Origin of the sequence: Acidisoma cellulosilyticum (genome assembly GCF_020621385.1) — a bacterium.
Classification (GTDB): Bacteria; Pseudomonadota; Alphaproteobacteria; order Acetobacterales; family Acetobacteraceae; genus Acidisoma; species Acidisoma cellulosilyticum.
On the sequence record NZ_JAESVA010000003.1, the window covers coordinates 168,531 to 194,660 of the forward strand.

Genomic DNA, 26,130 nt, shown 5'->3' on the forward strand with positions numbered 1-26,130 from the left:
TACCAATTTCTCTAGATATTATAAGAAGATTTCGCGCCCCATGCTTCGTGAAACCAATCAAAAGATGCGCCGCGCCCCATCTCGCAGCGCCGCCACCCCGCAGGTCTGCCATTCGCTGCCCATGCAGGTCCGCAAGCGCGCCAAGAACGCGCGTTCAATCTGTCATACGGTCTTAAACCGATTCGGATGCGGCGCCGATCATCTTGAGATGCTATGCTGTCGGCCGGAGCTGCGTATGCGCCGCAGCCGATTTCGCCAATTGAATTATTCATACCTTAAGTGTTCTTGCCATGGCCGATCTGTTCTTCCACGCGCTTCCGGCTTCGCATGCGATCATGCCGGACGGCCCATGTCGGGCCAATAAGACGGAGAATGAGTCAGCAGCATGACGAATCCCTCTGCCTCTCCTCCGCATGTTTCGCGCATCGCGCTTGAGGACAAATTTCCCGGCCATCTTCCGCCGCTGGTCGAAGCCGATCGTGCACAGGCGATCATGGACCTTGAAGCATCGAATTACTTTGCGCCACGCGGAGCAGGGCCCGGACCTTTTGTTCTTGCGCTTTCGCTCCGTGACGGTCGCCTTCTTTTCGACATTCGTGACGAGGCCGGCAACCCTGTGACCTTGATCGGACTTGCACTTGGTCCGTTCCGGCGCCTTATCAAGGACTATGGGCTTTTGCTCGACAGCTACGCGACAGCCGTTCAGGACGGGCGGGAGGCAAGCATTCAGGCGATCGATATGGGACGGCGAGGCCTGCATAACGAGGGTGCCAGCCTGGTCGCCGCTCGCCTGGCCAGCAAGGTCGCAATCGACCATGACACGGCGCGACGTCTTTTCACGCTCGTCGCAGTGTTGCATCACCGCGTTACCGGTCCACCAACGCAAAGTCATACCCCATGAAGATCGACGGCATTTCCTATCGCAGCATCTGGTTGGATGAAGACGGCTGGGCTGTCCGCATCATCGACCAGACGAAACTTCCCTGGTCGCTCGACGTCCTGCGCATCGCAACGGTGGACGAGATGGCGGAGGCCATCCGTACCATGCGCGTGCGCGGTGCGCCGCTGATCGGTGCTTCCGCCGCATACGGCCTCTGCCTCGCGCTCCGCGTCGATGCATCGAGCGATGCGATGGAGCGTGACGCCGCCATGCTCGCCGCCACACGACCGACCGCCGTCAATCTGAAATGGGCGATCGACCGCATGCTGGAACGGCTGCGCAACACCCGCGCGGAAGAACGCGTTGCCGTCGCCTATCAGGAAGCGGCGGCGATCGCGGATGAGGACGTCGCACAGAACGAAGCCATCGGTCGTTATGGCCTGGAGCTTATTCGTGCCGCGCAAAAACCCGGCAAGCGCGTCAATGTTTTGACGCATTGCAATGCCGGCTGGATCGCGACGGTCGATTGGGGCACTGCGCTGGCGCCAATCTACATGGCGCATAATGACGGTATCGACGTGCATGTATGGGTCGATGAAACCCGCCCGCGCAACCAGGGCGCATCGCTGACCGCCTGGGAACTCGGCAGCCACGGCGTGCCGCATACGGTGATCGCCGACAATGCCGGCGGCCATCTAATGCAGCATGGCGAGGTCGATCTCGTGATCGTCGGCACCGACCGCGTAACCCGCGGCGGCGACGTCGCCAACAAGATCGGCACCTATCTCAAGGCTCTGGCGGCGCATGACAATGCCGTTCCCTTCTGGGTGGCATTGCCGTCGACCACCATCGACTGGACCATCACCGATGGCGTGAAGGATATCCCCATCGAGGAGCGCTCGTCCGCCGAGGTCACCTTGATGACGGGTCAAACAGCCGATGGCAGCCTAGCCACTATTCAGGTGACGCCACCGGGCAGCGGCGCCGCCAATCCCGCTTTCGACGTCACCCCGGCCCGGCTGGTGACCGGCATGATCACCGAACGCGGACGCTGCGCGGCCAGCCCGGAAGGGTTGCTCTCGCTCTTTCCCGAACGGGCATAAGGCTTGCGCAGGCATGAAGAACGCGGCTTTCGGTCTTATCCTCTCTGCCGTCGCTCTGACGGCCTGCGGTCACACGCCGACAACGGTGGCCCTGAAGGGCGGCTGGGTCTCACCGCCTTCAGCCTCCACCTGCGTCGCTCAGGCGGATGACGGGCAGGAACCGCCCTTCATCCGCAATTGCTTCGGCAATTTCGACCGCGCCTCGGCCATCGCCATCGCCTATGCCGAATGGCGGGCCTGGGGCCAGGTCGTCTACGACGCCGACCCGAAGGATGAAGGTCCGGTCGATCCCAATACCAAAGCAGAGCGCCAGCCCGGCTTCTGGCAACGCGTCGGGCTCTATTGGTGGCTCGGCATGAATGAAAGCAACCCGACCAGCGCCTGGACCGGTCAGCATGATGCGTCCGGCGTCGTCTTCTCGCCCGATGTCGATGGCAGCTTCGCCTGGTCCGCCGCTTTCATCTCTTTCGTGATGCGCATGGCAGGCGCCGGTCCGTCATTCCCTTACGCGGAATCACACAGCGTCTATATCAATGCGGCGGTCGAAGAGAGCCTCAATCAATCGGGCCAGTATGCAATCCAGGCGGAAGCCCCGAATGCCTATGCGCCTGTCGTGGGGGATCTTATTTGCTTCGGCCGCAATGGCGCCGCAGCCTTGACCTATGCGCAATTGCCGGCCGGCCGCTACACTAGCCATTGCGGCATCGTCGTCGCGAAAGCCCCTGACCAGATCAGCATCATCGGCGGCAATGTCGAAGATGCCGTCGCACTCACGCATGTCCCCGTCACCGACCAGGGGCTGCTGGCCGAGCCGGACGGCACCGTGCTCGACACGCGCTATCCCTGGCTGCTCGTCATCCGCATCGCCTATAATCAATAGAAGACAAGGCAGCCCGAGCCTGCCGCCTTGTCGTCTCTCTCAGATGGGCTTGCCTTCGCTGCTCGCCCAGCGCGCCATCATCGCATTGCTGGGCCGTGTTTTGTCGGCAACCTTGCGCGCCGTCTCAACACCCGCCACCGGCAAACCAGCCGGGTCAAGCAGGCCCGTCTGTACCAGCACGGTCGCCTGATCCCAGTAGATATGCTCATGCACCAGCTTGTCGCCCTGGAACTGCACGATGGCGACCGCCGGAATATCGATCTGCTTGCCCGTCGGCGCGACACCCGGCAGCAGCCAGTCGATCTCCGTCGTATGGGTAAAATGCATGATGAATTCGTCGACGATGCGATCCTCCCCGACCGTCCGGCTGATCGATGTCAGACGAAAGTCGGGCGGATTGCCGCTGATGAAGTGATATTTATAGAAACGCTTGAGCTGATCATGGCCGACGCCGCCAGTCATGGTCGGGATGTGATTGACATAGGGTTCGGCGACCATCGTCGCCATGGTGGCGTCGACATCGCGCGTCGCGAATTCGTGACGGCAATGCTCTTCCCATAAGGCGACCAGATCGGGCTTGGTCATCCGCTTCCTCCCTCGGCTCGCTTCTTAGCGTTGATGCCAGGGCAGGCCCTCGGCCTTCCAGCCGCTGACCTGGCCACGATGGCCCTGCCCGTCAGGCGGCCCCTCGAAACCGTCGGCCACGTTATAGACGCGGGTGAAGCCGGCCGCCTGAGCCGCCTGGGCAGCCGCCAAGCTACGAGCCCCGCTGCGGCACAGGAAGTAGATCGGCGTCTCTGACACCATCCCAGCCTCGCGCAGATGCTCCACGAAGCCGCCATTGCGCTGCATGGTCGGATAGACCTGCCAGGGGATCAGCACCACCTCGCGCCCGAGGCTCTGCAGATCGGGGATACCGACGAAATTCCACTCGGCGTCGGTGCGCACGTCGCAAAGCTGGGCCTGGGGATCGGCCTGCAAAGCCTCCCATACCTTGCCGGGTTCGATATCTTCGATCATGTGTGTCCTCGATCGGTTGAACGGCCTTCAGAAGGCCGCTTGTGCCATCGATTGGCAAGGGTCGGAGACCAGCGAATGATGGCAGGCATTGCGGATGGGCTTATCGGCGCTATCGGCCATACGCCGCTGATCCGGCTGCGTCGCGCGTCTGAAGCCACCGGCTGTACGATCCTGGGCAAGGCCGAGTTCATGAATCCGGGCGGCTCGGTCAAGGATCGCGCCGGGCTTGCCATCATCACCGACGCCGAAAATCGTGGGCTGCTACAGCCGGGTGGCACCGTCGTGGAGGGCACGGCGGGCAATACCGGCATCGGCATCACGCTGGTCGCCAATGCGCGCGGCTATCGCGCCGTCATCGTCATGCCGGAGACGCAGAGCCAGGAGAAGATCGATTTCCTGCGCATGATCGGCGCCGATCTGCGCCTGGTGCCGGCAGCACCTTTCCGTGATCCTGGAAATTACGTCCATGTCTCCCGCCGCCTCGCGGAAGAGCTCGGTGCTGTCTATGCCAATCAATTTGACAATCTCGCCAACCGGGCCGGCCATGCCGCGACGACAGGGGCCGAGATTTGGGCGCAGACCGCAGGCCGCGTCGATGCCTTCACCTGCGCCTGCGGCACCGGCGGCACTTTGGCCGGTGTCTCTGACGCGCTGAAGGCCAAGAACCCCGCCATTCGCATCCTGCTCGCAGACCCCGAAGGAAGCGGTCTCTATGGCTGGGTAAAGTCGAATGACCTTTCAATCAGCGGCAGTTCGGTGACGGAGGGCATCGGCCAATCCCGCGTACCGGGCAATCTGCAGGGCGCCGCCATCGACGATGCCCTGCGCATCCCGGACGTGGAAGCGCTCGAACAGGTCTTCGACCTTCTGCAGCATGAGGGACTTTCGGTCGGCGGCTCGGCCGGCATCAATGTCGCTGCCGCCATCCGCGTTGCGCTTGACCTCGGCCCCGGGCATACCATCGTCACGATCCTGTGCGACGGCGGCAGCCGCTATCAATCGAAGCTCTTCAATCCCACCTTCCTCAAGAGCAAGGGCCTGCCGACGCCTCCCTGGCTTGGCACCTCGCCTCGCCTGGATGATTGATCTGGCGCCGAAACCTGCTCCCGACAGCCGGATAAACTGAATGCCTGACGCGACACCTGTGAACGAGGCGAAGCCTGCGGCCGGATCAACCGAAGCCTCCGCGCGCAAGCAGCGTGGCGAGCTTGGTCGCGCGCTCGGCATCGTGGTCAGCGATCCGCATCTGCACGATCCGAAGACGCGGGAAATGCCTTTGCCGCGGCATTGGAATACCGTGTTCCTCGGCATCCTGACCGTCATCGCCGTGCTCGGCTGTCTTTATGTGGCACGCGACATCGTGCTGCCGGTGGTCTTGGCGATGGTGCTGAAACTGCTGTTTCAACCGCTCGTCAAATTGTTGGAACGCATCCGCATTCCGAAGGCGATCGGCGCGCTCGTCTGCATCATTCTGTTGCTCGGCGTCTTCGTCGGTCTCGGCGCGCTGCTCTCCAGCCCGGCCTCGCGCTGGGCCGCGCAACTGCCGCAGGCCTGGCCGATATTGCAAGAACGTTTCGCTGTTCTGCGGCCGACCGTGGCAAAGCTGGATCATCTGCTGTCGGGCATGGGTGTGCATTTCGGCAACGCGGATTCCTTGCTCTCCCATCCTGTCGGCATGGTGACGGCGGTCTTCAGCGGCACCGGCACCATCGCCTCCAACCTGCTCGAAACGCTTCTTGTTCTTTTTTATCTTCTTGTCTTCGGTGAAACATTTTTGCGCCGCCTTGTGGAAGTTCTGCCGCGCTTCGATGACAAACGCGAAGCGGTTGAGATCTCCATGCATATGGAGCGCGACCTTTCCGCCTATCTGCTGACCATCACCATCATCAACGCAGTCGTCGGTTGCGCCACCGGCTTGGTGATGTGGATCTGCGGCGTGCCCGGTCCCGTCCTTTGGGGCGTCGTCGCCTTCTGCCTCAACTTCGTGCCGATCCTTGGCCCCTTCGTCGGTATCCTCGTCTTTCTCGCGGTCGGCATCGTCACGGCGGGACTGGCCTGGATCGCGATCCTGCCCGCCTGCCTCTATTTCAGCATCCATGTCGCGGAAGGCGAGATCATCACGCCGATGCTGCTCGCCAGCCGTTTCACCATCAATCCGGTTGCCGTCATGCTGTCCCTTATCTTCTGGTATTGGATGTGGGGTGTAGCTGGCGCCATCCTGGCGGTGCCGATGCTCGCCATTCTGAAAATCATCTGTGACCGGCTGCGCCCTTTCCGTGCCTTCGGCCATCTCCTCGAAGGCTGAACCAAGCATGACAACCGAGACGAAGTTCGACGCCATCATCATCGGTGCCGGTGCCGCCGGACTGATGGCCGCCATGACCGCCGGCCAAAGCGGCAAGCGCGTGCTCCTGCTCGACCATAATGCCGAGCCCGGCGCCAAGATCCTCATCTCCGGCGGCGGGCGCAGCAACTTCACGAACCGGGAGGCGCCGGCCAACCGCTTCATCTCCGGCAATCCGCATTTCGCGAAATCGGCGCTCAGCCGCTACAAGCCGGCTGACTTCATCGCCCTCGTCGATCGCCACGGTATCGCCTGGCACGAAAAGACGCTTGGTCAGTTGTTCTGTGACGGGTCAGCGCAGCAGATCGTCACCATGCTGATGAAGGGATGCCGGGACGGTGGCGTGACCTTTCGCTTCGGCACCGGCATCGCGGCAGTGACGCGCCAGAGCCTGTTTCACGTGAAGACCGAGAGTGGAGAGCTTTTCAAGGCACCCAACCTCGTCATCGCGACCGGCGGATTGTCCATCCCGAAACTCGGCGCCACAGGTTTCGCTTATCGCATCGCCGAGCAATTCGACCTGCCCATGGTCAAGCCGGAACCGGCGCTGGTGCCGCTGACCTTCGATGCGCCTGATCTGCCGCTCATGCGTGGCCTGTCCGGCACGCCATGCGAGGTGGTGGCGACGGCAGGCAAAGCGCGCTTCCGGGAAGCGATGCTGTTCACCCATCGTGGCCTGTCCGGCCCTGCCATCCTGCAGATCTCCAGCTATCTGCGACCCGGTGACAGTTTCACGGTCGATCTGCTGCCCGGGGCCAATGCGCGGGAGGCGCTGCTGGCGACGAAGCGCACGCGGCCTCGAATCGCTCTGCGCACGGCTCTCGCCGAGCATCTGCCACAGCGCCTGGCGCATGCACTGGCCCCCGAGGAGCAGGCGCCGCCGATCGGGGAGACAAGCGACAAGGTTCTGTCGGCACTGGCCGAACGGGTCCAACAATGGCGGCTGACGCCTGAGGGCACGGAGGGCTTCGCCAAGGCCGAGGTGACGCGCGGCGGCATCGATACCGCAGCACTCTCATCCCAGACCATGGAAGCGAAGGACGTGCCTGGCCTCCATTTCATCGGGGAGGCCGTGGACGTCACCGGCTGGCTGGGCGGCTATAATTTTCAATGGGCCTGGGCCAGCGGTTTCGCGGCCGGGCAGTCTGTCTGAGGCGATATCGCCTCAGGTCAACCGGGATCTCCGCCCTGGGGCGAACCCCGGGGCGGAGACGGTCATCACTTCGAGAAGGAACCCTCGAAGGCGAAATCGGTGATCGGCTTGCGCGGGCTCGGCGCTTCGCGCTTCGCCAGGCCCTCGGGCAGGATCGACTTGTCGCCCTGACGGCCGATGGCGACTGCCGCCTCAACACGAACGCCTTCGGGGAAGTTGAGTTCGGCGAAAGCGCGCGGGATGTCGAAACCGACCATGGCATGGGCGTGCCAGCCGAGCTTGGAGCCCTGCAGCGCCAGCGCATTCCAGGCCGCACCGGCATCGAAGGAATGGCTGTGCGACGGAATGGCCTTCTCGGCGCCCGGCGGCAGCATGGTGGTGTGCGACGCGATGATGACGATGGCGCCGGCACGCTTCGCCCAGGACTGATTGAACTCGTTCAACAGGCCAAGGAGCTTCTCCCAGTTGGGGGAGCTGCGGCGGGCATAGATGAACACCCAGGGCTGAGAATTGTAGGAAGACGGCGCCCAGCGGGCGGCTTCGAACATCGAAAACAGATCCGCTTCGGAAATTTCTTCCTCGGTGAAGGCGCGCGGCGACCAGCGCTCCAGGAAAATCGGCTCGATCTCATGATCGGCGTCACGGAAATTGGCGTTTTTCGTCATGCTTGGTCCTTTTGGTGCGAGCGGCGCTCAATGCTTCGCGGGTGCGTTACGCAAGGCTTCAGCCTCAGCGTAAAACTTCTTCTCCCATTCATTATGATTATCCGCCCCTTCCTTGATGAAGGGCGTGAAGATTGCGATGCGCAGCAGGGCCGCGCTGATCAGATTGGCCGGAAAGCGCAGCGGCTTGTTGAAATCGACAAACAGCACGACGCGCGTCTCATCCGAATGGTTCCACGCCTCATGCTCAAAGGCATCGTCGAAAATCAGCGCCCGGCCTTCCTGCCAATTGCAGATCTGTTGATCGACGCGGATCGCGATCTTGTCGGGGTGGTTCGGAACCTTGAGGCCGAGATGGAAGCGCAGCACGCCATTATAGGGGCCGCGATGGGCCGGCAGATGCTTTCCCGGCTCGAAGATGGAGAACATGGCCGTCTGCAGACCGGGGATCTTCTGCACGATGCGCCAGGTATCCGGGCAAAGTGCGGTATTATTCGCCGAGGTCAGGCCATAGCCGGTGAGGAAGAAGGTCTTCCAGCCGTTATCGGTGCTGATGGTGGAAACGTCGGTCGAGATATCGTGGAAGCTGGGCAATTCTTCCTTGCGGAGCAGAAGCCGGTCAAGCTCGACCCGGATCAGGTGCCAGTCTTTTTCGATCTCGGCCGCCCAAGGGAAGGTCTCATTGTCATAGACCGGCGGATTGCCAAGCTTGGCGCAGCTGAGATTGAGCTTTTCGACCCAGGAGACCACCTTCATCACGACCCGTGTGGTCAGGCTCGGCCGACCCATCGGTTTGATGCCGACCGTTCCGAAGTTCTGCTGCGCTTCCTGCGCATCAGCCGGCGCGACAGCGCCATGCTGGTTGTTTGTGATTGTATTCATCGCTGATCTCCGCAGGCTAGGCAGCCAATCCCATCCGCCGTGCTGTGTGATACGACAGTGACAATGGGTTTGGCGAGGCTTTGCCTCGCCGAACCCCTATGCGACCCGTGGTGACAGACGCCAAGGGAGACCAGATTTTCGAAGATCGGCGGTTAAAGACCATTCACGAATGCGTGCAATCGGTCCGGCCTCCCGACAAAAGCGGCAACGCCTGTGACGGGCCGCTATTCAAAAGCCAGTTAAATCTTCCGTCTGAGCGCGATGTCGCAGAACATTTGCGGAGCGAGAGCAAAGCCCACGACGCTCCAGCCTTGTTCAACCACGAGTTGGTTCACGACATGCACGACCCCGTAGCTGCTATGAGCCAAATGGTCGTACATGATATAGTCGTTGAATATGATCGTGCCGTCCCGCTTGATTTTCGCTAAGGCCGCCTCAGCGTCCTTTCGAGCATTTTCGTAATCATGCCCGGCATCGACATAGATCATGTCGAAGCTTTCGTCCGCCTGCCGCCAAAGGGATTCGGCGCTTTCACCGGATTCAAGACGAATCAGATCGCCGCGATCCCGGAAGCGCTCCTCAAAAAATTGCGCCTGGGTCAGGCCGCCAAATACCTCGGCCGCAGGTCGTCCCCACACCGTCTGATGTTCGTGGAGTTGCCAAAGATCCATGGCGACGAAGGTTCTCGGCTTGAGTGTGTCGATTAGAAACTCTGAAAAATCACCCAAAGCGACGCCGACTTCGGCAATGACCCCATCAACCGGGATGCCGAGTCCTTTGATCATGGCCTGGCGATTGGCAAATAATTTCGCACCTTCAACATGGCGCTGATCGAGCTGGTGCGGTGCCGGTAGAATGCTGGTTGATGCGTCCAAGACAGCAGCCCTCATCATGTCGCGAAACCAATCAGTCTTACGCCACGCTAGAGTGTTTCCTCGTCGCTTACGCTCACAGAGGCCGCTCTAGATTATTGTTTTTGCGAGCATCTTAGCCCGGACAGATGATTCCATCTGACCGGGATCCGATCTAGCCAATCACCGTAAGCTGACCATACCTTCGGTGCTAGAGTCTGTCAGGTCTTAATATATATTTGGTCATCCGCGCACTTGTTGCGCGGACCTACCCGCCACGGCGCCCAGAGGGCCGCTTGCCTGCACGCCAGGGTAGATGCGCGGGCCGATACCCGCGCATGACAGATTTGGGGGACGTTTCCAACTAAATCTGACGGGCTCTAAGAGCAGCCGCTGGTGGAGCCGCAAGTCACGCATTTCAGGCAGGTGCCGTTCCGCACCATGGTGAAATTGCCGCATTCGGGGCAGCTGTCGCCCTCATAGCCCTTCACCTTGGCTTCCCGCATCCTGGCGGCACGGTCATCGCCCGGTGTCACCGCTTCCGCCATCATCGCCGGACGCAAGCTGGTGGATGCCGCAACACCGGCGGAGGCCGCGGGCGGCACGCCGATGGTGCCGCGCACGAAGCCCTTGCTGACGCCACGCTGAATATCGGCCAGCATGGAGCGCGCCTGCTCGGCCGTCGCATCGCCGTTACGCGGCAGATTTCCTTCCGCCGCGCCATTGCCGATGGTGTCCGGCATCAGATCGGACGGATCGACATGCGCGAGGTCGTTCCGCGCGATGTAGGAAATCGCCAATTCGCGGAAGATGTAATCGATGATCGAGGTCGCCATGCGGATGGCCTCGTTGCCCTGCACCATGCCCGCCGGCTCGAAACGGGTGAAGGTGAAGGCCTCCACGAATTCCTCCAGCGGCACGCCGTATTGCAGGCCGATGGAGATCGCGATGGCGAAGTTGTTCATCAGCGACCGGAAGGCGGAGCCTTCCTTGTGCATGTCGATGAAGACCTCGGCCAGGCTGCCGTCTTCGTATTCGCCGGTGCGGAGATAGACCTTGTGTCCACCGACGGTCGCCTTCTGCGTATAGCCCTTGCGGCGATCCGGCAGACGACGACGTTCGGCACGCTGGATCACGCGCTCGACGATCCGCTCGGCCATGGCCACGGCCTGCACAGTCGGCGGTGCTGCGATCAGCTCCTCCGCCTCGTCCTCATCCTCGATCAGCTGCGAGGACAGCGGCTGGCTGAGCTTGGACCCGTCCCGATACAGCGCATTGGCCTTCAGACCCAGGCGCCAGGACAGCATATAGGCTTGCTCGCAATCCTCGACCGAGGCCGAGTTCGGCATATTGATGGTCTTGGAAATGGCGCCCGAGATGAAGGGCTGGGACGCCGCCATCATGCGGATATGGCTCTCGGCGGAGAGGAAGCGCACGCCGATCCGGCCGCAGGGATTGGCGCAGTCGAAGACCGGCAGATGGGCCGGGTTCAGTTCCGGCGCGCCTTCCAGCGTCATCGCACCGCAGACATAGGTGTTGGCGGCCTCGACCTGCGCGCGGGTGAAACCGAGCGCGGCCAGAAGGTCGAAGCCCGGCGCTTCGATTTGCGCCGTAGTGAAGCCGAGCTTGCCGGTCAGCAGTTCCTCGCCCAGCGTCCATTTATTGAAGACGAATTTGATGTCGAAGGCGCTGAGCAGCGCGGGCTCGACCTTGGCGATGTCATCCTTGCCGAAGCCAAGGGCGGTGAGGCTTTCGGCATTGATCGCCGGCGCACCGACCAGCGTCGCATGTCCCACGGCGTAACGGATGATGCGGTCGCTCTGTGCCGCGTCATAGCCGAGTGTCTTCAGCGCGTCGGGCACGACGCGGTTGATGATCTTGAAATAGCCGCCGCCGGCCAGCTTCTTGAACTTCACCAAAGCGAAGTCCGGCTCGATGCCCGTGGTGTCGCAATCCATGACAAGACCGATGGTGCCGGTGGGGGCGACCACACTGACCTGAGCATTGCGGTAGCCGTTCTTTTCGCCCAAGGCCAAAGCCTCATGCCAGACATCGGCGACCGCGCCGGCCAGGCCGTTGTCCGGGCAATCTTCGCGCATGAAGGGCACCGGGAACACCGAGAGACCTTCATAACCCTTGGTCTCGCCCATCGCCGCGCGGCGATGATTGCGGATAACGCGCAGCATGCTGTCGCGGTTCGCCTCATGTTCGGGGAAAGGCCCAAGCTCACCCGCCATTTCGGCGGAGGTGCGATAAGCGACACCCGTCATCACCGCGCTGGCGGCGGCGCAGATGGCGCGGCCTTCGTCGCTGTCATAGGGAATGCCGTCAGCCATCAGCAACCCGCCGAGATTGGCATAGCCCAGGCCCAGCGTGCGGTAGTCGTAGGAAAGACGCGCGATTTCCTTGGACGGGAACTGCGCCATGAGAACGGAAATTTCGAGCACGACCGTCCAGATGCGGACGCAATGCGTGTAGAGCGCGGTATCGAAGCTGCCATCCTCGCGGCGGAAGGTCAGCAGGTTGAGGGACGCCAGGTTGCAGGCCGTGTCATCCAGGAACATATATTCCGAGCAGGGGTTGGACGCGTTGATACGTCCACCGGCCGGGCAGGTATGCCATTCGTTGATCGTGGTATCGAACTGCAATCCCGGATCGGCGGAGGCCCAGGCGGCATAGCCGATCTTGTCCCACAGCGCGCGCGCGCGCAGCGTCTTGTGCAGCTTGCCGTCCGTGCGGCGGATCAGGTTCCATTCGCCGTCATCCAGCACGCGCTGCAGGAAGTCGTTGGTCAGGCGGACTGAGTTGTTGGAGTTCTGACCGGCAACGGTGAGATAGGCATCGCTGTCCCAATCCGTGTCATAGGTCTTGAAGCTGAAATCCTCGGCGCCGTTGCGGGCAGCATCGATCGCGCGGCGGATGTAGTTTTCCGGGATCGCGCAATCCTTGGCCTTGCGCACGGCGGCCTTCAGCGCGCTGTTCTTCGCGACGTCATAGGCAGCGTCCCCCAGATCGGGCGCAGCTTCGCGGCAGGCGCGGACCACGCCGTCCAGCTGACGCTTCGTCATCTTGGAACCGGAGACGAGGGCCGCGACCTTCTGCTCCTCGATCACCTTCCAGTCGATGAAGGCTTCGATATCGGGATGGTCGACATCGACCGTCACCATCTTGGCGGCGCGACGCGTGGTGCCGCCGGACTTGATGGCGCCGGCAGCGCGGTCACCGATCTTGAGGAAGCTCATCAGGCCGGAGGACCGGCCGCCGCCCGACAGACGCTCACCGTCACCACGCAGCTTGGAGAAGTTGGAGCCGGTGCCGGACCCGTATTTGAACAGGCGTGCCTCGCGGACCCACAGGTCCATGATGCCACCTTCGTTCACCAGATCGTCGGCGACGGACTGGATGAAGCAGGCATGCGGCTGCGGATGCTCGTAAGCGCTTTTCGATTCGACCACCTGACCGCTGGCCGGGTCGACATAGAAATGGCCCTGGGCCGGACCATCGATGCCGTAAGCCCAATGCAGGCCGGTATTGAACCATTGCGGGGAATTCGGCGCCGCCATCTGGCGGGCCAGCATGTAGCAAAGCTCGTCACGGAAGGCGCGGGCGTCTTCCTCGGTATCGAAATAGCCGCCCTTCCAGCCCCAATAGGTCCAGGTTCCGGCCAGACGATCGAAAACCTGCTGGGCCCGCTTTTCGCCCACAAGGCGTTCGCCCTCGGGCAGCTTGGCCAGCGCATCGGTGTCCGGCACATGGCGGCGCAGCCAGGCAGGAACGCCTGCCTCCTCAACCGGCTTCAGAGCGGCCGGAATCCCGGCCTTGCGGAAATACTTCTGCGCCAGAACGTCGGAGGCGACCTGCGACCAGGCCTTCGGCACTTCGATATCGGCCAGGCGGAAAATCACCGAACCATCGGGATTGCGTATCTCACTCGTCGCGCGAACAAACTCGATGTCGCCATAGCGTCCGTCTAAATCGGCCGTCAGTTCGCGTTCGAAGCGCATGCGATGATCCTCTGTCAGGAAGGCTAGACTATGGGGAAGGTCGACCAAGGTCTTGGTCGCGCCGTTAACCAAATCTAGTAGGGGTTCCCGGGGGAGAGCAACTACATCTTGTGCTTGCCTGGTCCGTGAGCGTTGCGCGGCAGGCAGCGGCGCCTCCGAATCCCAAGGAAATGCTACGTCAAAGCGGGAGTGATTTGGATAAAAAAACTTCGACGATAAAAATCGTGAAGACTGTCCCTGAGCTGCGACTCGTGGGCTGGCAGGTTTCTTTTAAGAGCCGAGGCTTGCGCGACGAAGCTCAGACGGCCTTGCCGTCAGGCCGTGTAACCGAAGCGCTTCAGGAAGGGTTCGAAGACCTGGGTGAGTTCGGCACCCACCGCCTCCGGCAGATCCCGCCATTTGCCGCTTCGTCCATCGCCGATATGGGGGGCGAGGATCTGCGTCAGCCGATCCATCCGATGTCCGGCGACGAGTGTTTGACGCTCCGGCGGCAGATTTTCAAGCCCCGCCGCGAATTCTTTCACGGCCTCGGCCTCGTAACGCGCGAACAGCCGGTCCCGCAGATCAAGGTCGCAGGGCAGGCCAAGCTGGGCAGCCAAAAGCGCGATGGTGCGAGGCTGGTCAAAGAATCGGTTTTCGTAGCGCAGCACCGGATGGCCCCGCGCGGCGAGCCGCGCGAAGGCGTTGCAATCATTGGCGACCCATTGGGTCGCTGCCGCCAGCGGCGCACGGAATCGAAGCGCCATGGAGATGACGGCGTCACGTGGATCACGCAGACTGAGCACGACCGGTACAGACTGCGCCGTTAACCAGTCGTCCAGGGCTGGCCCGCCGAAATGAAACTTGACCACAAGATGCCGACCCGCCTGCGCCACCTCAGACGGAAACACGGCCGGATCATCGGCGTAAAAGCTGAGCACCTTGTCTGGCCCCAGCGAGGCCGTCAGCAATTCGCGGACGATATTGAAGACCCAGGTCGAGGCGCTGCCATGCAACCCTGCGGTCGCGGTCGCCCGGGCAGCGGCTTCTGGTCCGCGGCCCGGTTGCCCCATGATCAGTGACGCTCGATCAGTTCGATTTTGTAGCCGTCCGGGTCCTCGATGAACGCGATGACGGTGGTGCCGAATTTCACCGGACCGGGTTCGCGCGTGATCTTCACGCCGGCCGCGCGCAGACCGTCGCAGGTCGCGTAGATATCGGGCACGCCAAGAGCGAGATGGCCGAAGGCCGTGCCCTGCTCGTAGGTCTCGACGCCGTAGTTATAGGTAAGTTCCAACACGGTATGCGTGCTTTCGTCACCATAGCCGAGGAAAGCCAAGGTATATTTGCCGTCCGGCACATCCGCCCGGCGCAATTCCGTCATGCCGAGATGCGTCGTGTAGAAGCCGATGCTCCGCTCCAGGTCGCCGACCCGCAGCATGGTGTGGAGATAGGAGAACGTTCCGCTCATGATCTTTTTTCCCTCAATCTGTCGCCGCGATCCGGCAGGGCTGGCCCGCCGGATCGCGGCGACAGATTGCGCTCAGCTGGCAGCGATTCCAAGCCGGCGGCCGTGACAGTCGGATATCAGTTTCGGGCGGACAGGGGGCGGGCGTTGAGCGCTTCCGGCCCCAGGCCGATAACAAAAAAGCCAGCCGCGTCAGCCGCCGCCACCATCTGATCGCGCTCGATGATCAGCGTGCCGCCGGCCTCGAAAGCGATGCCGCGGAGACCAGCGGCCAATGCGCCGCGCACCGTCTGCTCGCCGATCGTCGGCAGATCGGCCCGCCGTTCCTGCCCCGGCTTCACAAGCTTGACCAGCACACCACCGGGACCGGACCAAGCCAGCGCACCGCAGCGGCCAAGCATGGCATCCGTGCCCTCCGTCGCTTCGACCGCCAGGACGATGCCTTGCTGCACGACACAACCCTGGCCGACATCGGCCTGGCCAAGCGCCCGGCAGACCGCGACCCCGCGTTGAATATCGGCTTGCGCCTGATCGTCGGGTGCCGCTCGCGTCATCAACCCAGTGCGCCCGATCAGCCCGCCCAGAATCTCATGCGCGCCGCGCACCCGAAACCCTTCTTCGCTGAACACGCGGATGACGGCCTTGAGCAATCCGTCATCCCCCATGAAGGCGGCCTTGCCGATACGGGCGAGAAGCTTCAGCCCCTCACCATCGGGGCGCATATCCCGAAAGGACGGCCGCTTGACCGGCCCGACGAGAACAAGATCCTTGCAGCCCTGCTCCTTGAGAAGGGACAGGATGCGCACGGCAGCGCCGAAGCGCAGGAAGGCGTGGGGAAAGGGCGCGATCAGATCAGGCTCGGCATGGCCCTCAAGGCCGATGATGAAAACCCGCTGGCCGGCGGCCTGCGCGGCCCTTGCCACCTGAGCCGGAAGCGGCCCGCTTCCGGCTATGATGCCAAGCGCTGGTTCCATGACGCGCGATCAGGCCGCGTCGTCGGTCTCGACCGTGCGCGTATCGCGGCGAATAAGACCGCGCTTGCTCGGTGCGTCGATGAAGGCGAGGATTTCGGCGATCAGCGGATCGGACCCATAGCGCTGATGGGCCTCCGCGAGGCGCGCCGCGAAAACGCCCTCATGCCGGAAGAGCAACCGGAAGGCCGCGCGCAGGCGGCGGATATCGGCCGGCTCCTGCCCGCGACGGCGCAGACCGACGATGTTCAAACCGGCCAGCCGCGCGCGATTGCCCATGACGAGACCGAAGGGGATGACATCGGCCTCGACGCCCGAGACGCCGCCCACCATGGCACCGTGGCCGATGCGCACGAATTGATGGATCGCCGCGCTGCCGCCGATGACGGCACCATCCGCGATGCTGACATGGCCACCCATGACGACATTGTTCGCGATGATGACGCCGTCGCCCAGCACGCAATCATGCGCGACGTGAACGACCGCCATCAGCAGACATTTGGCACCGACCTTGGTGATGCCGGTGCCCGTCGCGGTGCCGCGATGAATGGTGCAATGCTCACGGATCTGCGTACCGGCGCCGATATCGCACCGCGTCGGCTCGCCCTTGTATTTCAAATCCTGGGGCGGCAGGCCGGCACTGGCATAGGGAAACAGGACAGCGCCTGCGCCGATCCGCGTATGACCATCGACCACCACGTGAGAGATGAGGCGCACCCCATCCTCAAGCACGGCATTCGGGCCGACATGGCAGAAAGGCCCGATCTCGACGCCCTGGCCGATGACAGCGCCGTCTTCGACGATCGCCGCCGGATGAACGAATGTCACTGCTCGACACGATCCATAATCATGGCGGCGAAGACAGCCTCGGCGACGGCGGTGCCATCCACGCGCACGACAGCCTCGAACTTCCAGACATTGCCGCGGTTGCGCTGCTTGGTGACATGCACATGCATCTGGTCGCCGGGGACGACCGGACGCCGGAACTTGGCACTTTCCACCGACATGAAATAGACGACCCTGCCGCGCGCGTCGGGACCCAGCGTTTCCACCACCAGCACGGCCGCCGTCTGCGCCATGCTTTCGATGATCAGCACGCCCGGCATCACCGGGTGGCCAGGGAAATGCCCCTGAAACAGCCCTTCGTTGATCGTCACGTTCTTGATGCCGATCGCCGAGACGTTCTTGATCAGATCGACGACGCGGTCGATAAGCAGGAAGGGGTATCGATGCGGGATCGCCTGCATGATACCGGCGATATCGACGACATGCTTTTCCGGGCCCGCGCCGGTCAAGGTCGCGCCGTTGTCAGTCTCTGCATCCATCAAACCAGGCTCGCATCCGCCCTAATTTTTAGCCGCTTCCTCGCGCCGCATCATCCGGCGCAGGAAAGCAACCTGCCTAAAAAACTCTTTCACGGGCTCAGCCGGACTGCCAACAACCACGGCACGAGGCGCAAGATCCGCCATGACGCCCGCCTGCGCCCCGACCCTTGCCCCTTGACCAATATGAAGATGGCCCGCAACCCCCGCCTGGCCGGCAAGCGTCACATAATCGCCCAGTACAGTGGAGCCGGAGATACCAGCCTGGGCCACAATGACACAGCATCGACCAAGGCGCACGTTATGGGCGATCTGCACTGCATTGTCGAGACGCGAGCCCGCACCGATAACGGTGTCTTGCGCCGATCCGCGATCGACCATCGAATTGGCGCCGATCTCGACATCGTCCTCGATCACAACCCGGCCGAGTTGCGGCACAGTGGTGAAGCCCCTTGCCGTCGGCATCGGGTCGAAACCGAAGCCTTCCTGCCCGATCCGCACACCCGGAAAGATAAAGACGCGATCGCCGATCAGACTATGGCTCAGGGACGCATGGGAACCGATACGGGTATCGCAGCCGATCACCACACCGTCACCGATCGAGACCAGCGGACCGATCCGGCAGCGCGGCCCGATCTGGACCCGGGCACCGATCACGCAAAAAGGCCCGATTTCGGCCTCGGCCGAAATCTGCGCGCTGGGATCGATGACCGCTGATGGATGAATGCCGGGCAGGATCGGTTCAAGCGGATGGAACAGCGCCGCCACCCCAGCCCAAGCCGTCGTGGAACGAGCCGAAACCAGCGGCAAGGTGCCGGCCGGGACATGGGCCGCCAAGGCGGGCTCCAGAATGACGGCGCCCGCCTGGGTTCCGTGCAATATGTCGAGATATTTTCTATTGGTCAGAAAGCTGATTTCACCCGGCCCAGCCGTCTGCAAAGGGGCGACACCGGTAAAAACGCGATCTACCGGCAGGCCGGTCGTCTCCAACCCGATCGTCTCAGCGATGACCGAAAGTGGAAAGGGACCCGCGCGTAGAAAAAAGCGCGAGTCCCCGGCAATGGATTGAACCAAACCGTCGATCCTTACTGCCCGATCGGGCCCTGGCCTTGGTCAGCTTGCTGCTGGGCTTGCATGGCGGCCGCCGTAACCTTCGAGAAAGCTGAATCCGGCGGCACGGTGACGGACGGCAGCACCTGATTCAGCTGTTTCGTGACCTCGGTCGTGATGTCGAACTCATTCATATTGAGCGCGACCTGCGCCCGATGCAGCACCAGATTCATGCCGCGGCTGGTCGAAACCTGACGGATGACGGCAATCAGCGTGCGCTCGATCTGGCCAAGCGACACCTGGGCCGCGGCCTGGATGCGTGCCTCGTTATTACGGAAGGCCAATTGCGAATTGCCGATACGCTGCTGCAAAGCGAGTTCGCGTTTCCGCAGATCGTCCTGGGTGTAATGCGCGTTCGGATCCGCGAGGGCCGCCTGAACGCGGCGCCACATATCCTGTTCCTTTTTGACCTCAGCCGTCAGCGCCGCACGCCTTGCCTCGATCTCCTTCTGCACGGCCTGGGCCGCGGTGGAGGCCTGCAGAACGTCAGGCACACCGATGACACCAATGATCGGCGCCGGCGGCGGGCTTTCCTTCATCAAGGTCGGCAAAGTCGGGATCGGCGCACTGGCCTGAGCCTGAGCCGCTGCCTCAGCCTTGGGATCCGATGCGGGTGCGACCGGAATGGCCGGCCCCATATCGGGCATGGCAACCGCACGACGGGCGGTGTGCGACGGCGCGGCCGTGCCATGTTTGGCGCTGCTCTGGCCACCCTGGTTGGGAACGAACCAGCCCTGGGACGTCTGGGCATAGACCGCACCAGGCGAGAGGATCAGCGCCGCCGCCACGGCGACCATAGAACGAGAAAGGTATCGCAAAGATCTACAACCTTACCGAAGCGGGATGAAAGCGAGAGCAATATCCCATCAGGCGACATTACCTGATGGGAAGATTTGCGTTCTTTATCAAAAATCTAGAGCAGGATAGCCGTCTCTACCGCAATCCACCCTGCTTTAGAAGTTCGTGCCGAAGCCGAAGCGGAAGACCTGGGTCTGGTCGTATTTATACTTCACGACCGGATCGGCAATATCGATGTTGATAAGGCCGAAAGGCGTATTCCACGAGAAACCGAAACCGACAGACACGCGCGGCGACTTGTTCTGATAGACGCCACCATAGGCATCGGTTACGCCATACAGCGTGCCGATATCGGTGAAGATGCGACCCGAAAGGCCGATATCCTTCGAAATCGGCAGCGGGAAGTGCAGCTCCGCCGTGCCGGTCATGATGGTATCGCCGCCAAGGCTGTCACCGGTCGCCGTATCATGCGGACCGGCGCCACCTTCCTCGAAGCCGCGCATATTGTCGCCGCCGAGGAAGAAGTTATCGATGATGTAGTAGTTGCCGCCGTAGCGATAAAGCTTTCCGGCGCCGCCACGCAGCGCCAGGGTCCAATCGCTATTGCCGGTGAAATAGTCGAGCGGGATGTAGTAGCCCGCATCCAGCTTCACGCGGACATAGTCGGAATCACCGCCGAGACCGGCAAAGTCAGTGCCGAGGCGGACGATATAGCCCTTATGCGGATCGAGCGAGCTGTCGCGATGATCCCAGGTGATCGACTGACCGACCTGGGACAAAAGCGACCAGCCGGCCTCGTTCTTCACATAGATACTAGCATCGGATTCGACGTTGTAGACGTCGCGATCGACGAGCGAGTAGCTCCAGGTCTGAGACAGGAAATTGTTGAAATTATACCCGGTGCGGACCGTGAAGCCGAGCCGCTGCTCCTCGTACTGCGAAATGTCGAGGTTGTTGTTCGTGGTGTCGAAAATCTCGCCGCCAAGCATCAGGTTGCGGTCAAGGAAATAGGGGTCGGTGACCGACAGATCGATCTGGCTGGCACGCTGCGCCAAGACGCCGGTAATGCCGGCATCGATACCCGTGCCGATCAGGTTCTTTTCGTTCAGGCCAAGATCGACCAGCGCGCCGTCATCGGTCGAATAACCGCCGCCGATGGTGAAAGAGCCGGTCGCCTGTTCCTGGACCGCGGTCGTCAGCACGATCTTGTCAGGCGCGGAGCCCGGCTGCGTGCTCATGTCGACAGTCTTGAAGTATTGCAGCTCGTTCAGACGCTCACGGGACTGCTTGATCTTGTCGGCATTGAAGGCGTCACCCTCCGCGATCTGGAATTCGCGGCGGATGACCTTGTCCTCGGTCCGGCTATTGCCGGTGATATCGATCCGCTCCAGGAAGACGCGCGGTCCCTCGTTGATCTCGAAGCTCAGATCAACGACATGCTGGCCGCTGGCCGTGACGCGCTTGGTCTCGATCGGCTTGACCTGCACGAAAGCGAAGCCCCGGCCCTGCACATCGGTGGTGATGGCCTGGACGCTCTGGGTAATGGCATCGCCATTATACCAATCGCCTGAGGAAAGCTGGAGGTCGCCCTTGGTCGTGGCACCGTCCAGATGCGGCAGATGCGAGACGATATTGACCTTGCCGATGCGATAGCGCGGCCCTTCGTTCAGCACGAAGGTGATGTAGAAGGACGACCGATCGGGCGCGAGTTCGGCTTCCGTATTCAGCAGCTGATAATCCGGATAGCCGCTGCGATGGTAGAAGCGGCCAAGCAAATCCTGATCGAGGCCGACGCGGCCCGGATCGTAGGAATCCGAGGTCGACAGGAAACGCCACCAGGCGCTTTCGCGGCTGCTGACGACGTCGCGCAGCGCGCCCTCGCTGAAATGCTTGTTCCCAACGAAAGCGATGCGACTGATGAAGGTCGCCTTGCCGTCATGGATCTTATAGACGAGGTTGACGCGGTTTTCGGGCAGCAGAATGATCTGCGGCACCACCGTCGTCGAATAATAGCCCTTATGGGCATAGGCATCCAGGATCGCCTGGCGGTCCTGCTCGGCAGCCTGGGGCGTATAGACCGAATTTCCGCGCAGCGAGACGACAGCGGTCAAATCCTTATTGACCAGCTGATGGTTCCCTTCGAAGGCAACCTGCGCAATCAGCGGGTTTTCGCTGACATCGACCACGAGGTTGTTGCCAACCCGCGTGATGGACACGTTCTTGAACAGACCCGTCGCATAAAGCGTCTTCAGGCTCTGATCGATCGCCTTCGCGTCGAAGGGCTCCCCCGGGGTCAACAGCATATAGGACTCGATGGTCCCGGCCTCGATGCGGTGATTACCCTCCACCTCGATGGCCGCAATGGTATTGCCTGACGCCGCCGGCGCGGCAGTCGGCCGCGCGTGCTTCGTCGCATGGGGACGCAAGGTTTGCGAAATGGCTGCACCGGGGACAAACGCGGGCAGAAGGCAGGCTGTTGCGAGCAGCGCAGCACGAGTGCGAAGCAAAGAACGCGTCTCCCTCAGTTCCGGCAAATGCCGGTAGCAGAACCAGCCCGATCGGCAGGCAGGCAAAAACGTCAGTGGGCCCCGACCATCGGACCTTCCGCCATCGAGAGGCCCGCCCCATGAGAGGGCGAGGCAACGCGCGGCAGTCGCTGGATAGTCCGGCAAACAACCCCGACCGCAAGACACGGACCGGCGGCTTTGCCCTATCTCAGCCCCCCGTATCGCGGCAAGGTCTTTCTCGCCGCCATACCGGGGTCCTTCCTACGTCATCCGACGAGATGCGTCACCCAGCGAACGAAACCCAACTGATTGACGTCGTTCCAGGTCGCGAAAACGAAAAGGCAGAGGAGCAGGGCGAAGCCAGCCCGGAAGCCATATTCCTGCGCCTTGACCGGGATCGGCCGGCCACGAATGGCCTCTGCGATGTAGAATAGCAGGTGGCCGCCATCCAGCACCGGGATGGGGAAGAGATTGATCAAGCCCAGATTAACCGACAGCACGGCGATGAAGGAGATCAGGCTCGCGATGCCCATCGCCGCGACCTGGCCCGACAGGGACGCGATTCGCAGCGGTCCGCCAAGCTGGTTCAAGCCAGTGCGGTGGGCGGCGATCTGCCACAGGCCGTTCAGTGTTTCCTTGCCAACCGTCCAGGTCTGATTGAGCCCCTGCACCACGGCTTCACCAGGGCCAAGACGCTGGAAGGTCGGCGGGCCTTCGATAATGCCCAGCACGCCGTGCTGGCCGCCATGACCGTCAGGCGCGGTGCCGACCGTCAGGCGGAACATGATCGAAGCATCGCCCCGCTTCACGATCAGCCCCATATCCTTGCCCGGATTGGGCGAGACCTGATGCTGGATGTCGGTGAAACTCTGCACCGCGACGCCGTTCACGCTTTGGATCAGGTCGCCCGTCTCCAGCTTGGCGTGAGAGGCGGCCGAATTCGGCATGATCTGACCGATGACCGGCGCGTCGATCGGCTTGCCGACCGCCATGAACAGGCCAATGAACAGCACAGCCGCCAGAATGAAATTCGCGATCGGGCCTGCTGCGATGACGATCATACGCGACCAGACCGACTTTTCGTGGAAGGTGCGGCCCTGCTGCCAGGCGGCGCGATCCTCGGCCGAGATATCCTCCGGCCGCTCCTGCCCGTGCAGCTTTACGTAGCCGCCGAGGGGAATCCAGGCCAGTTTCCAGACCGTGCCGCGCCTATCCGTCCAGCGCGCCAGCGACTGGCCGAAGCCGATCGAGAAGGTCTCCACATGCACGCCGCGCCAACGCGCGGCGAGGTAGTGGCCCATCTCATGGACGAAGACGAGCACGCCCAGGACGATGGCAAAAGAAACGACAGTGCGGAGCAGGCTGATAAGATCGTGCATGACATTCCGTCTTTAGCGGATTGGCCGGGTCGCCGTCACGCGGCGCGCGACAGGATAAGCGTATCGGCCGCATTCCGGGCCGCGACGTCGAGTGCGATGATCGCATCGAGGTCCGGCGCCGGCGGTACTCCCAGCCTGTCGAGCACGGCTTCGACCGTGCCGACGATATCCAGAAAACCGATGCGCCGGGCCAGGAAGGCGGCCACCGCCACTTCATTCGCGGCATTCATGATCGCAGGCGCGCCGCCGCCGGCTTCCAGCACCGCACGCGCGACGCGCAGCGCAGGAAAGCGGTCCAGATCAGGCGCCGTGAATTCAAGCTGGGCAAGCGTGGTGAGGTCGAGCCGCTTCGCATTCGTCACCAACCGGTCCGGCCAACCCAAAGCATGCGCGATCGGAATATGCATATCCGGCGCGCCAAGCTGCGCCAGCATGCTGCCGTCGGCGTAGCAGACGATGCCGTGGACGACCGATTGGGGGTGAACCAGAACCTCGACCGCCGCACTCGGCAGGCGGAACAGGCGTGCCGCCTCGATGACTTCGAGACCCTTGTTCATCATGGTCGCCGAATCGATCGTGATTTTGGTACCCATCGACCAGACGGGATGTTTCAGTGCTGCTTCCGGGGTGATGGCGACCATCGCGTCCCGGCTCGTCTGACGAAAAGGCCCGCCGGACGCGGTCAGCACGATACGCTCGATCGCCCCGGCGTTCTTGGGCTCCCAGCACTGGAAAATCGCATTATGCTCGGAATCGACCGGCAGCAGGCAGGCGCCCGCATCCGTCACGGCGTCCATCATGATATCGCCGGCCGAAACCAGGACTTCCTTATTGGCAAAAGCGATGGCGCCACCACGGCGAATGGCCGTCAGCGTCGGGTGAAGCCCGGCCATGCCGATGATCGCGGCCATGGTCCAATCCGCCGGCAAGGCGGCGGCCTGGTTCACCGCGTCTGGGCCGGCGGCAACCGCGATGCCGGTCCCGGCCAGCGCCTGGGCCAGCTTATCCAAGCCGGCGGGATCGTGAATGACAGCGATTTCGGGGCGGCAGAGTTTCGCCTGCTCGGCCAGCAGTGTCGCATTGCGGCCCGCGACCAGGGCGCGTACGCGGTAGCGATCGGGCTCGGCCAGGATCAGATCCAGGGTCTGCGTGCCGACGCTGCCCGTGCTCCCCAAGATGCTGATTGTCTTCACTGCCACAGCCAAACTCCCTCACCGATCAATAGCGCTATCACGATGGCGGTCGGGGCCGCCGTCAGCATTCCGTCGAGCCGATCCAACAGCCCGCCGTGTCCGGGAATCGATCGCCCCGAATCCTTCACGCCAAAATGCCGCTTGAAACCGCTTTCCAGCAAATCGCCGATCTGCGAGGCGATGCCGATGATAATCGAAATCACCACGCAATGGAGCAGCGGCAGGCGGTTACTGACCAGGCCCGCGACGCCGAGGCCGACCAAAGCCGCGGCCAAGGTTCCGCCGATAGCGCCGGACCAGGTCTTGCCGGGCGAAATCGCGGGCGCGAGCTTGGGACCGCCGACCAGCCGCCCGACGAGATAGGCACCGATGTCGCTCGCCCAGATGACCAGCACGAGATAGACCATATCCCAGCGGCCGACGGTCGGCAGATGCCGCAGCCTGACCAAGGCGATCACGGCCGGCGCCAGATAGACGAAGCCTCCGGCAAGCCAAAGCGCGCGGGTGTCGCGGCCGAAGATCACCCAGGCGATGACCGCGAGCAAGGCCGCCAAGGCAAGCGCCACGGGACTGCCGAAACTATGGTCGATCAGGGGAAGGACGGCCATGCCGACCGGCAGCAGCACGGTCGGCCAAGCCCAAGGCTTCGCCTTATTCATGCCCACCCATTCGGCCGCACAGCCGAGCGCGCCAACGGCGATCAGAATGGTCCAGGCGTCCTTGCCGAACCACAGGCAGGTTAAGGCCAGCGGCGCCAGAACGACCGCGGACCCGACCCGTTTGCCCAGATCGCCCCAACGCCCACCATTTCTTGTCGGCGGCGGGGTCGGTACGATCGCGCCCGTCTCAGCCAAAGGCCGCGATGGATCAGCCGACACTGGCACCGTAGCGCCGATCGCGCCGGGCGAAATCCGCCAGGGCCAATGCCAGATGAGCGGCATCGAAATCCGGCCAGAGCACATCCATGAAGACAAGCTCGGCATAGGCGCATTGCCATAGAAGAAAATTCGACAGACGGCGCTCGCCGCTGGTGCGGATCAGCAGGTCGGGGTCCGGCATCGCGGCCGTCCACAGGAACCGGCCGAAGGCCTGTTCGTCGACCGCTTCGACGTCGAGCGTGCCGGCCTGCACGGCATGCGCCATGTTGCGCGCTGCCTTCACGATCTCATCCCGCCCGCCATAGGACAGTGCGACGGTGAGATTAAGGCGGTGATTGCCCGCGGTTTCCCGTTCGGCGCGATCGAATTCGGCGCGTAATTCGGGCGAGAAACGCGCGCGATCACCAATGACCCGGAAGCAGACGCCCTGCTTCGCAAGTTCAGCGACCTCGCTGCGCAGATATTGTTTCAGCAGGCTGGTCAGTTCCATGACCTCGCCTTCAGGGCGACGCCAATTTTCGCTGCTGAAGGCGAAAAGCGTCAGCCATTCGACGCCCTGGTCGATGGCTGCCTCAACACAGCGGCGCACGGCCTTGGCGCCGCTATGATGCCCGGCCACGCGCGGCATGCCGCGGGACTTAGCCCAGCGGCCATTGCCATCCATGATGATCGCGACATGGCAAGGGGTACCACCGCCCCTGGTTTTCGAACGCTTGCCGTCGGCGTCACTGGCAACGGCGGCCCTC

24 protein-coding genes are annotated in these 26,130 nt (G+C 62.5%); 6 read left to right on the plus strand and 18 right to left on the minus strand.

Features of this window, described 5'->3' with window-relative positions:
* Positions 1-385 precede the first annotated feature (385 nt).
* Genes ACELLULO517_RS09475 through ACELLULO517_RS09485 form a run of 3 tightly spaced genes read left to right on the plus strand, consistent with a single transcriptional unit; the run spans position 386 to position 2,863 of the window.
* The gene (locus ACELLULO517_RS09475) at positions 386-901 is read left to right on the plus strand and encodes a UPF0262 family protein (RefSeq protein ID WP_227307112.1); all 516 of its coding nucleotides are present in this window, start codon (positions 386-388) and stop codon (positions 899-901) included.
* Positions 898-1,983: an S-methyl-5-thioribose-1-phosphate isomerase gene (mtnA, locus tag ACELLULO517_RS09480; protein ID WP_227307114.1), complete on the plus strand. Its 1,086-nt coding sequence runs from the start codon at positions 898-900 to the stop codon at positions 1,981-1,983. Before ACELLULO517_RS09475 ends, mtnA begins: the two co-directional genes overlap by 4 nt.
* A 13-nt stretch (positions 1,984-1,996) precedes the next feature.
* Entirely contained in the window at positions 1,997-2,863 is an 867-nt protein-coding gene (locus ACELLULO517_RS09485) for a DUF2272 domain-containing protein (protein WP_227307115.1), read from the plus strand.
* Positions 2,864-2,902: 39 nt separating this feature from the next.
* On the opposite strand, the gene ACELLULO517_RS09490 is transcribed toward ACELLULO517_RS09485, so the two are convergent.
* Positions 2,903-3,448 carry an ester cyclase gene (locus ACELLULO517_RS09490; protein WP_227307117.1) on the minus strand — a complete coding sequence of 182 codons (546 nt, stop codon included), beginning with the start codon at positions 3,446-3,448 and terminating at the stop codon, positions 2,903-2,905.
* 24 nt (positions 3,449-3,472) lie between these two features.
* On the minus strand, positions 3,473-3,883 hold the full coding sequence (locus tag ACELLULO517_RS09495) for a rhodanese-like domain-containing protein (protein WP_227307119.1): 411 nt from the start codon (positions 3,881-3,883) through the stop codon (positions 3,473-3,475).
* 78 nt (positions 3,884-3,961) lie between these two features.
* Between ACELLULO517_RS09495 and ACELLULO517_RS09500 the strand changes: the two genes are divergently transcribed.
* Genes ACELLULO517_RS09500 through ACELLULO517_RS09510 form a run of 3 tightly spaced genes read left to right on the plus strand, consistent with a single transcriptional unit; the run spans position 3,962 to position 7,380 of the window.
* Positions 3,962-4,969 (plus strand): cysteine synthase A, encoded by a 1,008-nt coding sequence (locus tag ACELLULO517_RS09500; protein WP_227307672.1) that lies wholly within the window; start codon positions 3,962-3,964, stop codon positions 4,967-4,969.
* Positions 4,970-5,009: 40 nt separating this feature from the next.
* Positions 5,010-6,188, plus strand: coding sequence for an AI-2E family transporter (locus ACELLULO517_RS09505; RefSeq protein ID WP_227307120.1), 1,179 nt, complete (start codon positions 5,010-5,012; stop codon positions 6,186-6,188).
* 7 nt (positions 6,189-6,195) lie between these two features.
* Entirely contained in the window at positions 6,196-7,380 is a 1,185-nt protein-coding gene (locus tag ACELLULO517_RS09510) for a BaiN/RdsA family NAD(P)/FAD-dependent oxidoreductase (protein WP_227307121.1), read from the plus strand.
* Between the two features lie 65 nt (positions 7,381-7,445).
* Here ACELLULO517_RS09510 and ACELLULO517_RS09515 read toward each other — a convergent pair whose 3' ends face one another.
* The 16 genes from ACELLULO517_RS09515 to uppS form a co-directional block, all read right to left on the minus strand.
* A complete protein-coding gene (locus ACELLULO517_RS09515; protein ID WP_227307122.1) occupies positions 7,446-8,045 on the minus strand; it encodes a nitroreductase family protein in 600 nt (199 codons plus the stop codon).
* Positions 8,046-8,072: 27 nt separating this feature from the next.
* Positions 8,073-8,924 carry an ornithine lipid ester-linked acyl 2-hydroxylase OlsC gene (locus ACELLULO517_RS09520; protein WP_227307123.1) on the minus strand — a complete coding sequence of 284 codons (852 nt, stop codon included), beginning with the start codon at positions 8,922-8,924 and terminating at the stop codon, positions 8,073-8,075.
* A gap of 239 nt (positions 8,925-9,163) precedes the next feature.
* The gene (locus ACELLULO517_RS09525) at positions 9,164-9,799 is read right to left on the minus strand and encodes a class I SAM-dependent methyltransferase (RefSeq protein WP_227307125.1); all 636 of its coding nucleotides are present in this window, start codon (positions 9,797-9,799) and stop codon (positions 9,164-9,166) included.
* Between the two features lie 356 nt (positions 9,800-10,155).
* Entirely contained in the window at positions 10,156-13,779 is a 3,624-nt protein-coding gene (locus ACELLULO517_RS09530; protein WP_227307126.1) for a vitamin B12-dependent ribonucleotide reductase, read from the minus strand.
* A 314-nt stretch (positions 13,780-14,093) separates the two neighbouring features.
* Positions 14,094-14,831, minus strand: a complete 738-nt coding sequence (locus tag ACELLULO517_RS09535) for a hypothetical protein (protein ID WP_227307127.1) — start codon at positions 14,829-14,831, stop codon at positions 14,094-14,096.
* Positions 14,832-14,833: 2 nt separating this feature from the next.
* A complete protein-coding gene (gene gloA / locus ACELLULO517_RS09540) occupies positions 14,834-15,229 on the minus strand; it encodes a lactoylglutathione lyase (protein WP_227307129.1) in 396 nt (131 codons plus the stop codon).
* A 116-nt stretch (positions 15,230-15,345) separates the two neighbouring features.
* Complete coding sequence (locus ACELLULO517_RS09545; RefSeq protein ID WP_227307130.1) at positions 15,346-16,200, minus strand: LpxI family protein; 855 nt, start codon at positions 16,198-16,200, stop codon at positions 15,346-15,348.
* Positions 16,201-16,209: 9 nt separating this feature from the next.
* Positions 16,210-17,025 carry an acyl-ACP--UDP-N-acetylglucosamine O-acyltransferase gene (gene lpxA / locus ACELLULO517_RS09550; RefSeq protein WP_227307131.1) on the minus strand — a complete coding sequence of 272 codons (816 nt, stop codon included), beginning with the start codon at positions 17,023-17,025 and terminating at the stop codon, positions 16,210-16,212.
* Positions 17,022-17,522, minus strand: a complete 501-nt coding sequence (fabZ, locus tag ACELLULO517_RS09555) for a 3-hydroxyacyl-ACP dehydratase FabZ (RefSeq protein ID WP_227307133.1) — start codon at positions 17,520-17,522, stop codon at positions 17,022-17,024. Before fabZ ends, lpxA begins: the two co-directional genes overlap by 4 nt.
* A 21-nt stretch (positions 17,523-17,543) precedes the next feature.
* Positions 17,544-18,602, minus strand: coding sequence for a UDP-3-O-(3-hydroxymyristoyl)glucosamine N-acyltransferase (lpxD, locus tag ACELLULO517_RS09560; RefSeq protein WP_406566261.1), 1,059 nt, complete (start codon positions 18,600-18,602; stop codon positions 17,544-17,546).
* 2 nt (positions 18,603-18,604) lie between these two features.
* Positions 18,605-19,447, minus strand: a complete 843-nt coding sequence (locus ACELLULO517_RS09565) for an OmpH family outer membrane protein (protein WP_227307136.1) — start codon at positions 19,445-19,447, stop codon at positions 18,605-18,607.
* 135 nt (positions 19,448-19,582) lie between these two features.
* Positions 19,583-21,934: an outer membrane protein assembly factor BamA gene (bamA, locus tag ACELLULO517_RS09570; protein ID WP_227307138.1), complete on the minus strand. Its 2,352-nt coding sequence runs from the start codon at positions 21,932-21,934 to the stop codon at positions 19,583-19,585.
* A gap of 266 nt (positions 21,935-22,200) precedes the next feature.
* Complete coding sequence (gene rseP, locus ACELLULO517_RS09575; protein WP_227307140.1) at positions 22,201-23,313, minus strand: RIP metalloprotease RseP; 1,113 nt, start codon at positions 23,311-23,313, stop codon at positions 22,201-22,203.
* A gap of 35 nt (positions 23,314-23,348) precedes the next feature.
* Positions 23,349-24,512: a 1-deoxy-D-xylulose-5-phosphate reductoisomerase gene (locus ACELLULO517_RS09580; RefSeq protein WP_227307141.1), complete on the minus strand. Its 1,164-nt coding sequence runs from the start codon at positions 24,510-24,512 to the stop codon at positions 23,349-23,351.
* A complete protein-coding gene (locus ACELLULO517_RS09585) occupies positions 24,503-25,447 on the minus strand; it encodes a phosphatidate cytidylyltransferase (protein WP_227307143.1) in 945 nt (314 codons plus the stop codon). The genes ACELLULO517_RS09580 and ACELLULO517_RS09585 overlap by 10 nt, the downstream gene beginning before the upstream one ends.
* A complete protein-coding gene (gene uppS, locus ACELLULO517_RS09590) occupies positions 25,374-26,048 on the minus strand; it encodes a polyprenyl diphosphate synthase (protein ID WP_264481448.1) in 675 nt (224 codons plus the stop codon). Before uppS ends, ACELLULO517_RS09585 begins: the two co-directional genes overlap by 74 nt.
* Between the last annotated feature and the right edge of the window lie 82 nt (positions 26,049-26,130).

Excerpts from the sequence above, each read along its gene's own strand:
- ACELLULO517_RS09485 (WP_227307115.1), top strand. The coding sequence starts at position 1,997 with ATGAAGAACGCGGCTTTCGGTCTTATCCTCTCTGCCGTCGCTCTGACG.
- ACELLULO517_RS09535 (WP_227307127.1), bottom strand. The coding sequence starts at position 14,831 with ATGGGGCAACCGGGCCGCGGACCAGAAGCCGCTGCCCGGGCGACCGCG.
- ACELLULO517_RS09475 (WP_227307112.1), top strand. The coding sequence starts at position 386 with ATGACGAATCCCTCTGCCTCTCCTCCGCATGTTTCGCGCATCGCGCTT.
- ACELLULO517_RS09585 (WP_227307143.1), bottom strand. The coding sequence starts at position 25,447 with ATGCCGCTCATCTGGCATTGGCCCTGGCGGATTTCGCCCGGCGCGATC.
- ACELLULO517_RS09495 (WP_227307119.1), bottom strand. The coding sequence starts at position 3,883 with ATGATCGAAGATATCGAACCCGGCAAGGTATGGGAGGCTTTGCAGGCC.
- ACELLULO517_RS09490 (WP_227307117.1), bottom strand. The coding sequence starts at position 3,448 with ATGACCAAGCCCGATCTGGTCGCCTTATGGGAAGAGCATTGCCGTCAC.
- ACELLULO517_RS09515 (WP_227307122.1), bottom strand. The coding sequence starts at position 8,045 with ATGACGAAAAACGCCAATTTCCGTGACGCCGATCATGAGATCGAGCCG.
- ACELLULO517_RS09520 (WP_227307123.1), bottom strand. The coding sequence starts at position 8,924 with ATGAATACAATCACAAACAACCAGCATGGCGCTGTCGCGCCGGCTGAT.
- ACELLULO517_RS09500 (WP_227307672.1), top strand. The coding sequence starts at position 3,962 with ATGGCAGGCATTGCGGATGGGCTTATCGGCGCTATCGGCCATACGCCG.
- ACELLULO517_RS09545 (WP_227307130.1), bottom strand. The coding sequence starts at position 16,200 with ATGGAACCAGCGCTTGGCATCATAGCCGGAAGCGGGCCGCTTCCGGCT.
- ACELLULO517_RS09505 (WP_227307120.1), top strand. The coding sequence starts at position 5,010 with ATGCCTGACGCGACACCTGTGAACGAGGCGAAGCCTGCGGCCGGATCA.
- ACELLULO517_RS09530 (WP_227307126.1), bottom strand. The coding sequence starts at position 13,779 with ATGCGCTTCGAACGCGAACTGACGGCCGATTTAGACGGACGCTATGGC.
- fabZ (WP_227307133.1), bottom strand. The coding sequence starts at position 17,522 with ATGGATGCAGAGACTGACAACGGCGCGACCTTGACCGGCGCGGGCCCG.
- uppS (WP_264481448.1), bottom strand. The coding sequence starts at position 26,048 with ATGGATGGCAATGGCCGCTGGGCTAAGTCCCGCGGCATGCCGCGCGTG.
- gloA (WP_227307129.1), bottom strand. The coding sequence starts at position 15,229 with ATGAGCGGAACGTTCTCCTATCTCCACACCATGCTGCGGGTCGGCGAC.
- rseP (WP_227307140.1), bottom strand. The coding sequence starts at position 23,313 with ATGCACGATCTTATCAGCCTGCTCCGCACTGTCGTTTCTTTTGCCATC.
- ACELLULO517_RS09510 (WP_227307121.1), top strand. The coding sequence starts at position 6,196 with ATGACAACCGAGACGAAGTTCGACGCCATCATCATCGGTGCCGGTGCC.
- mtnA (WP_227307114.1), top strand. The coding sequence starts at position 898 with ATGAAGATCGACGGCATTTCCTATCGCAGCATCTGGTTGGATGAAGAC.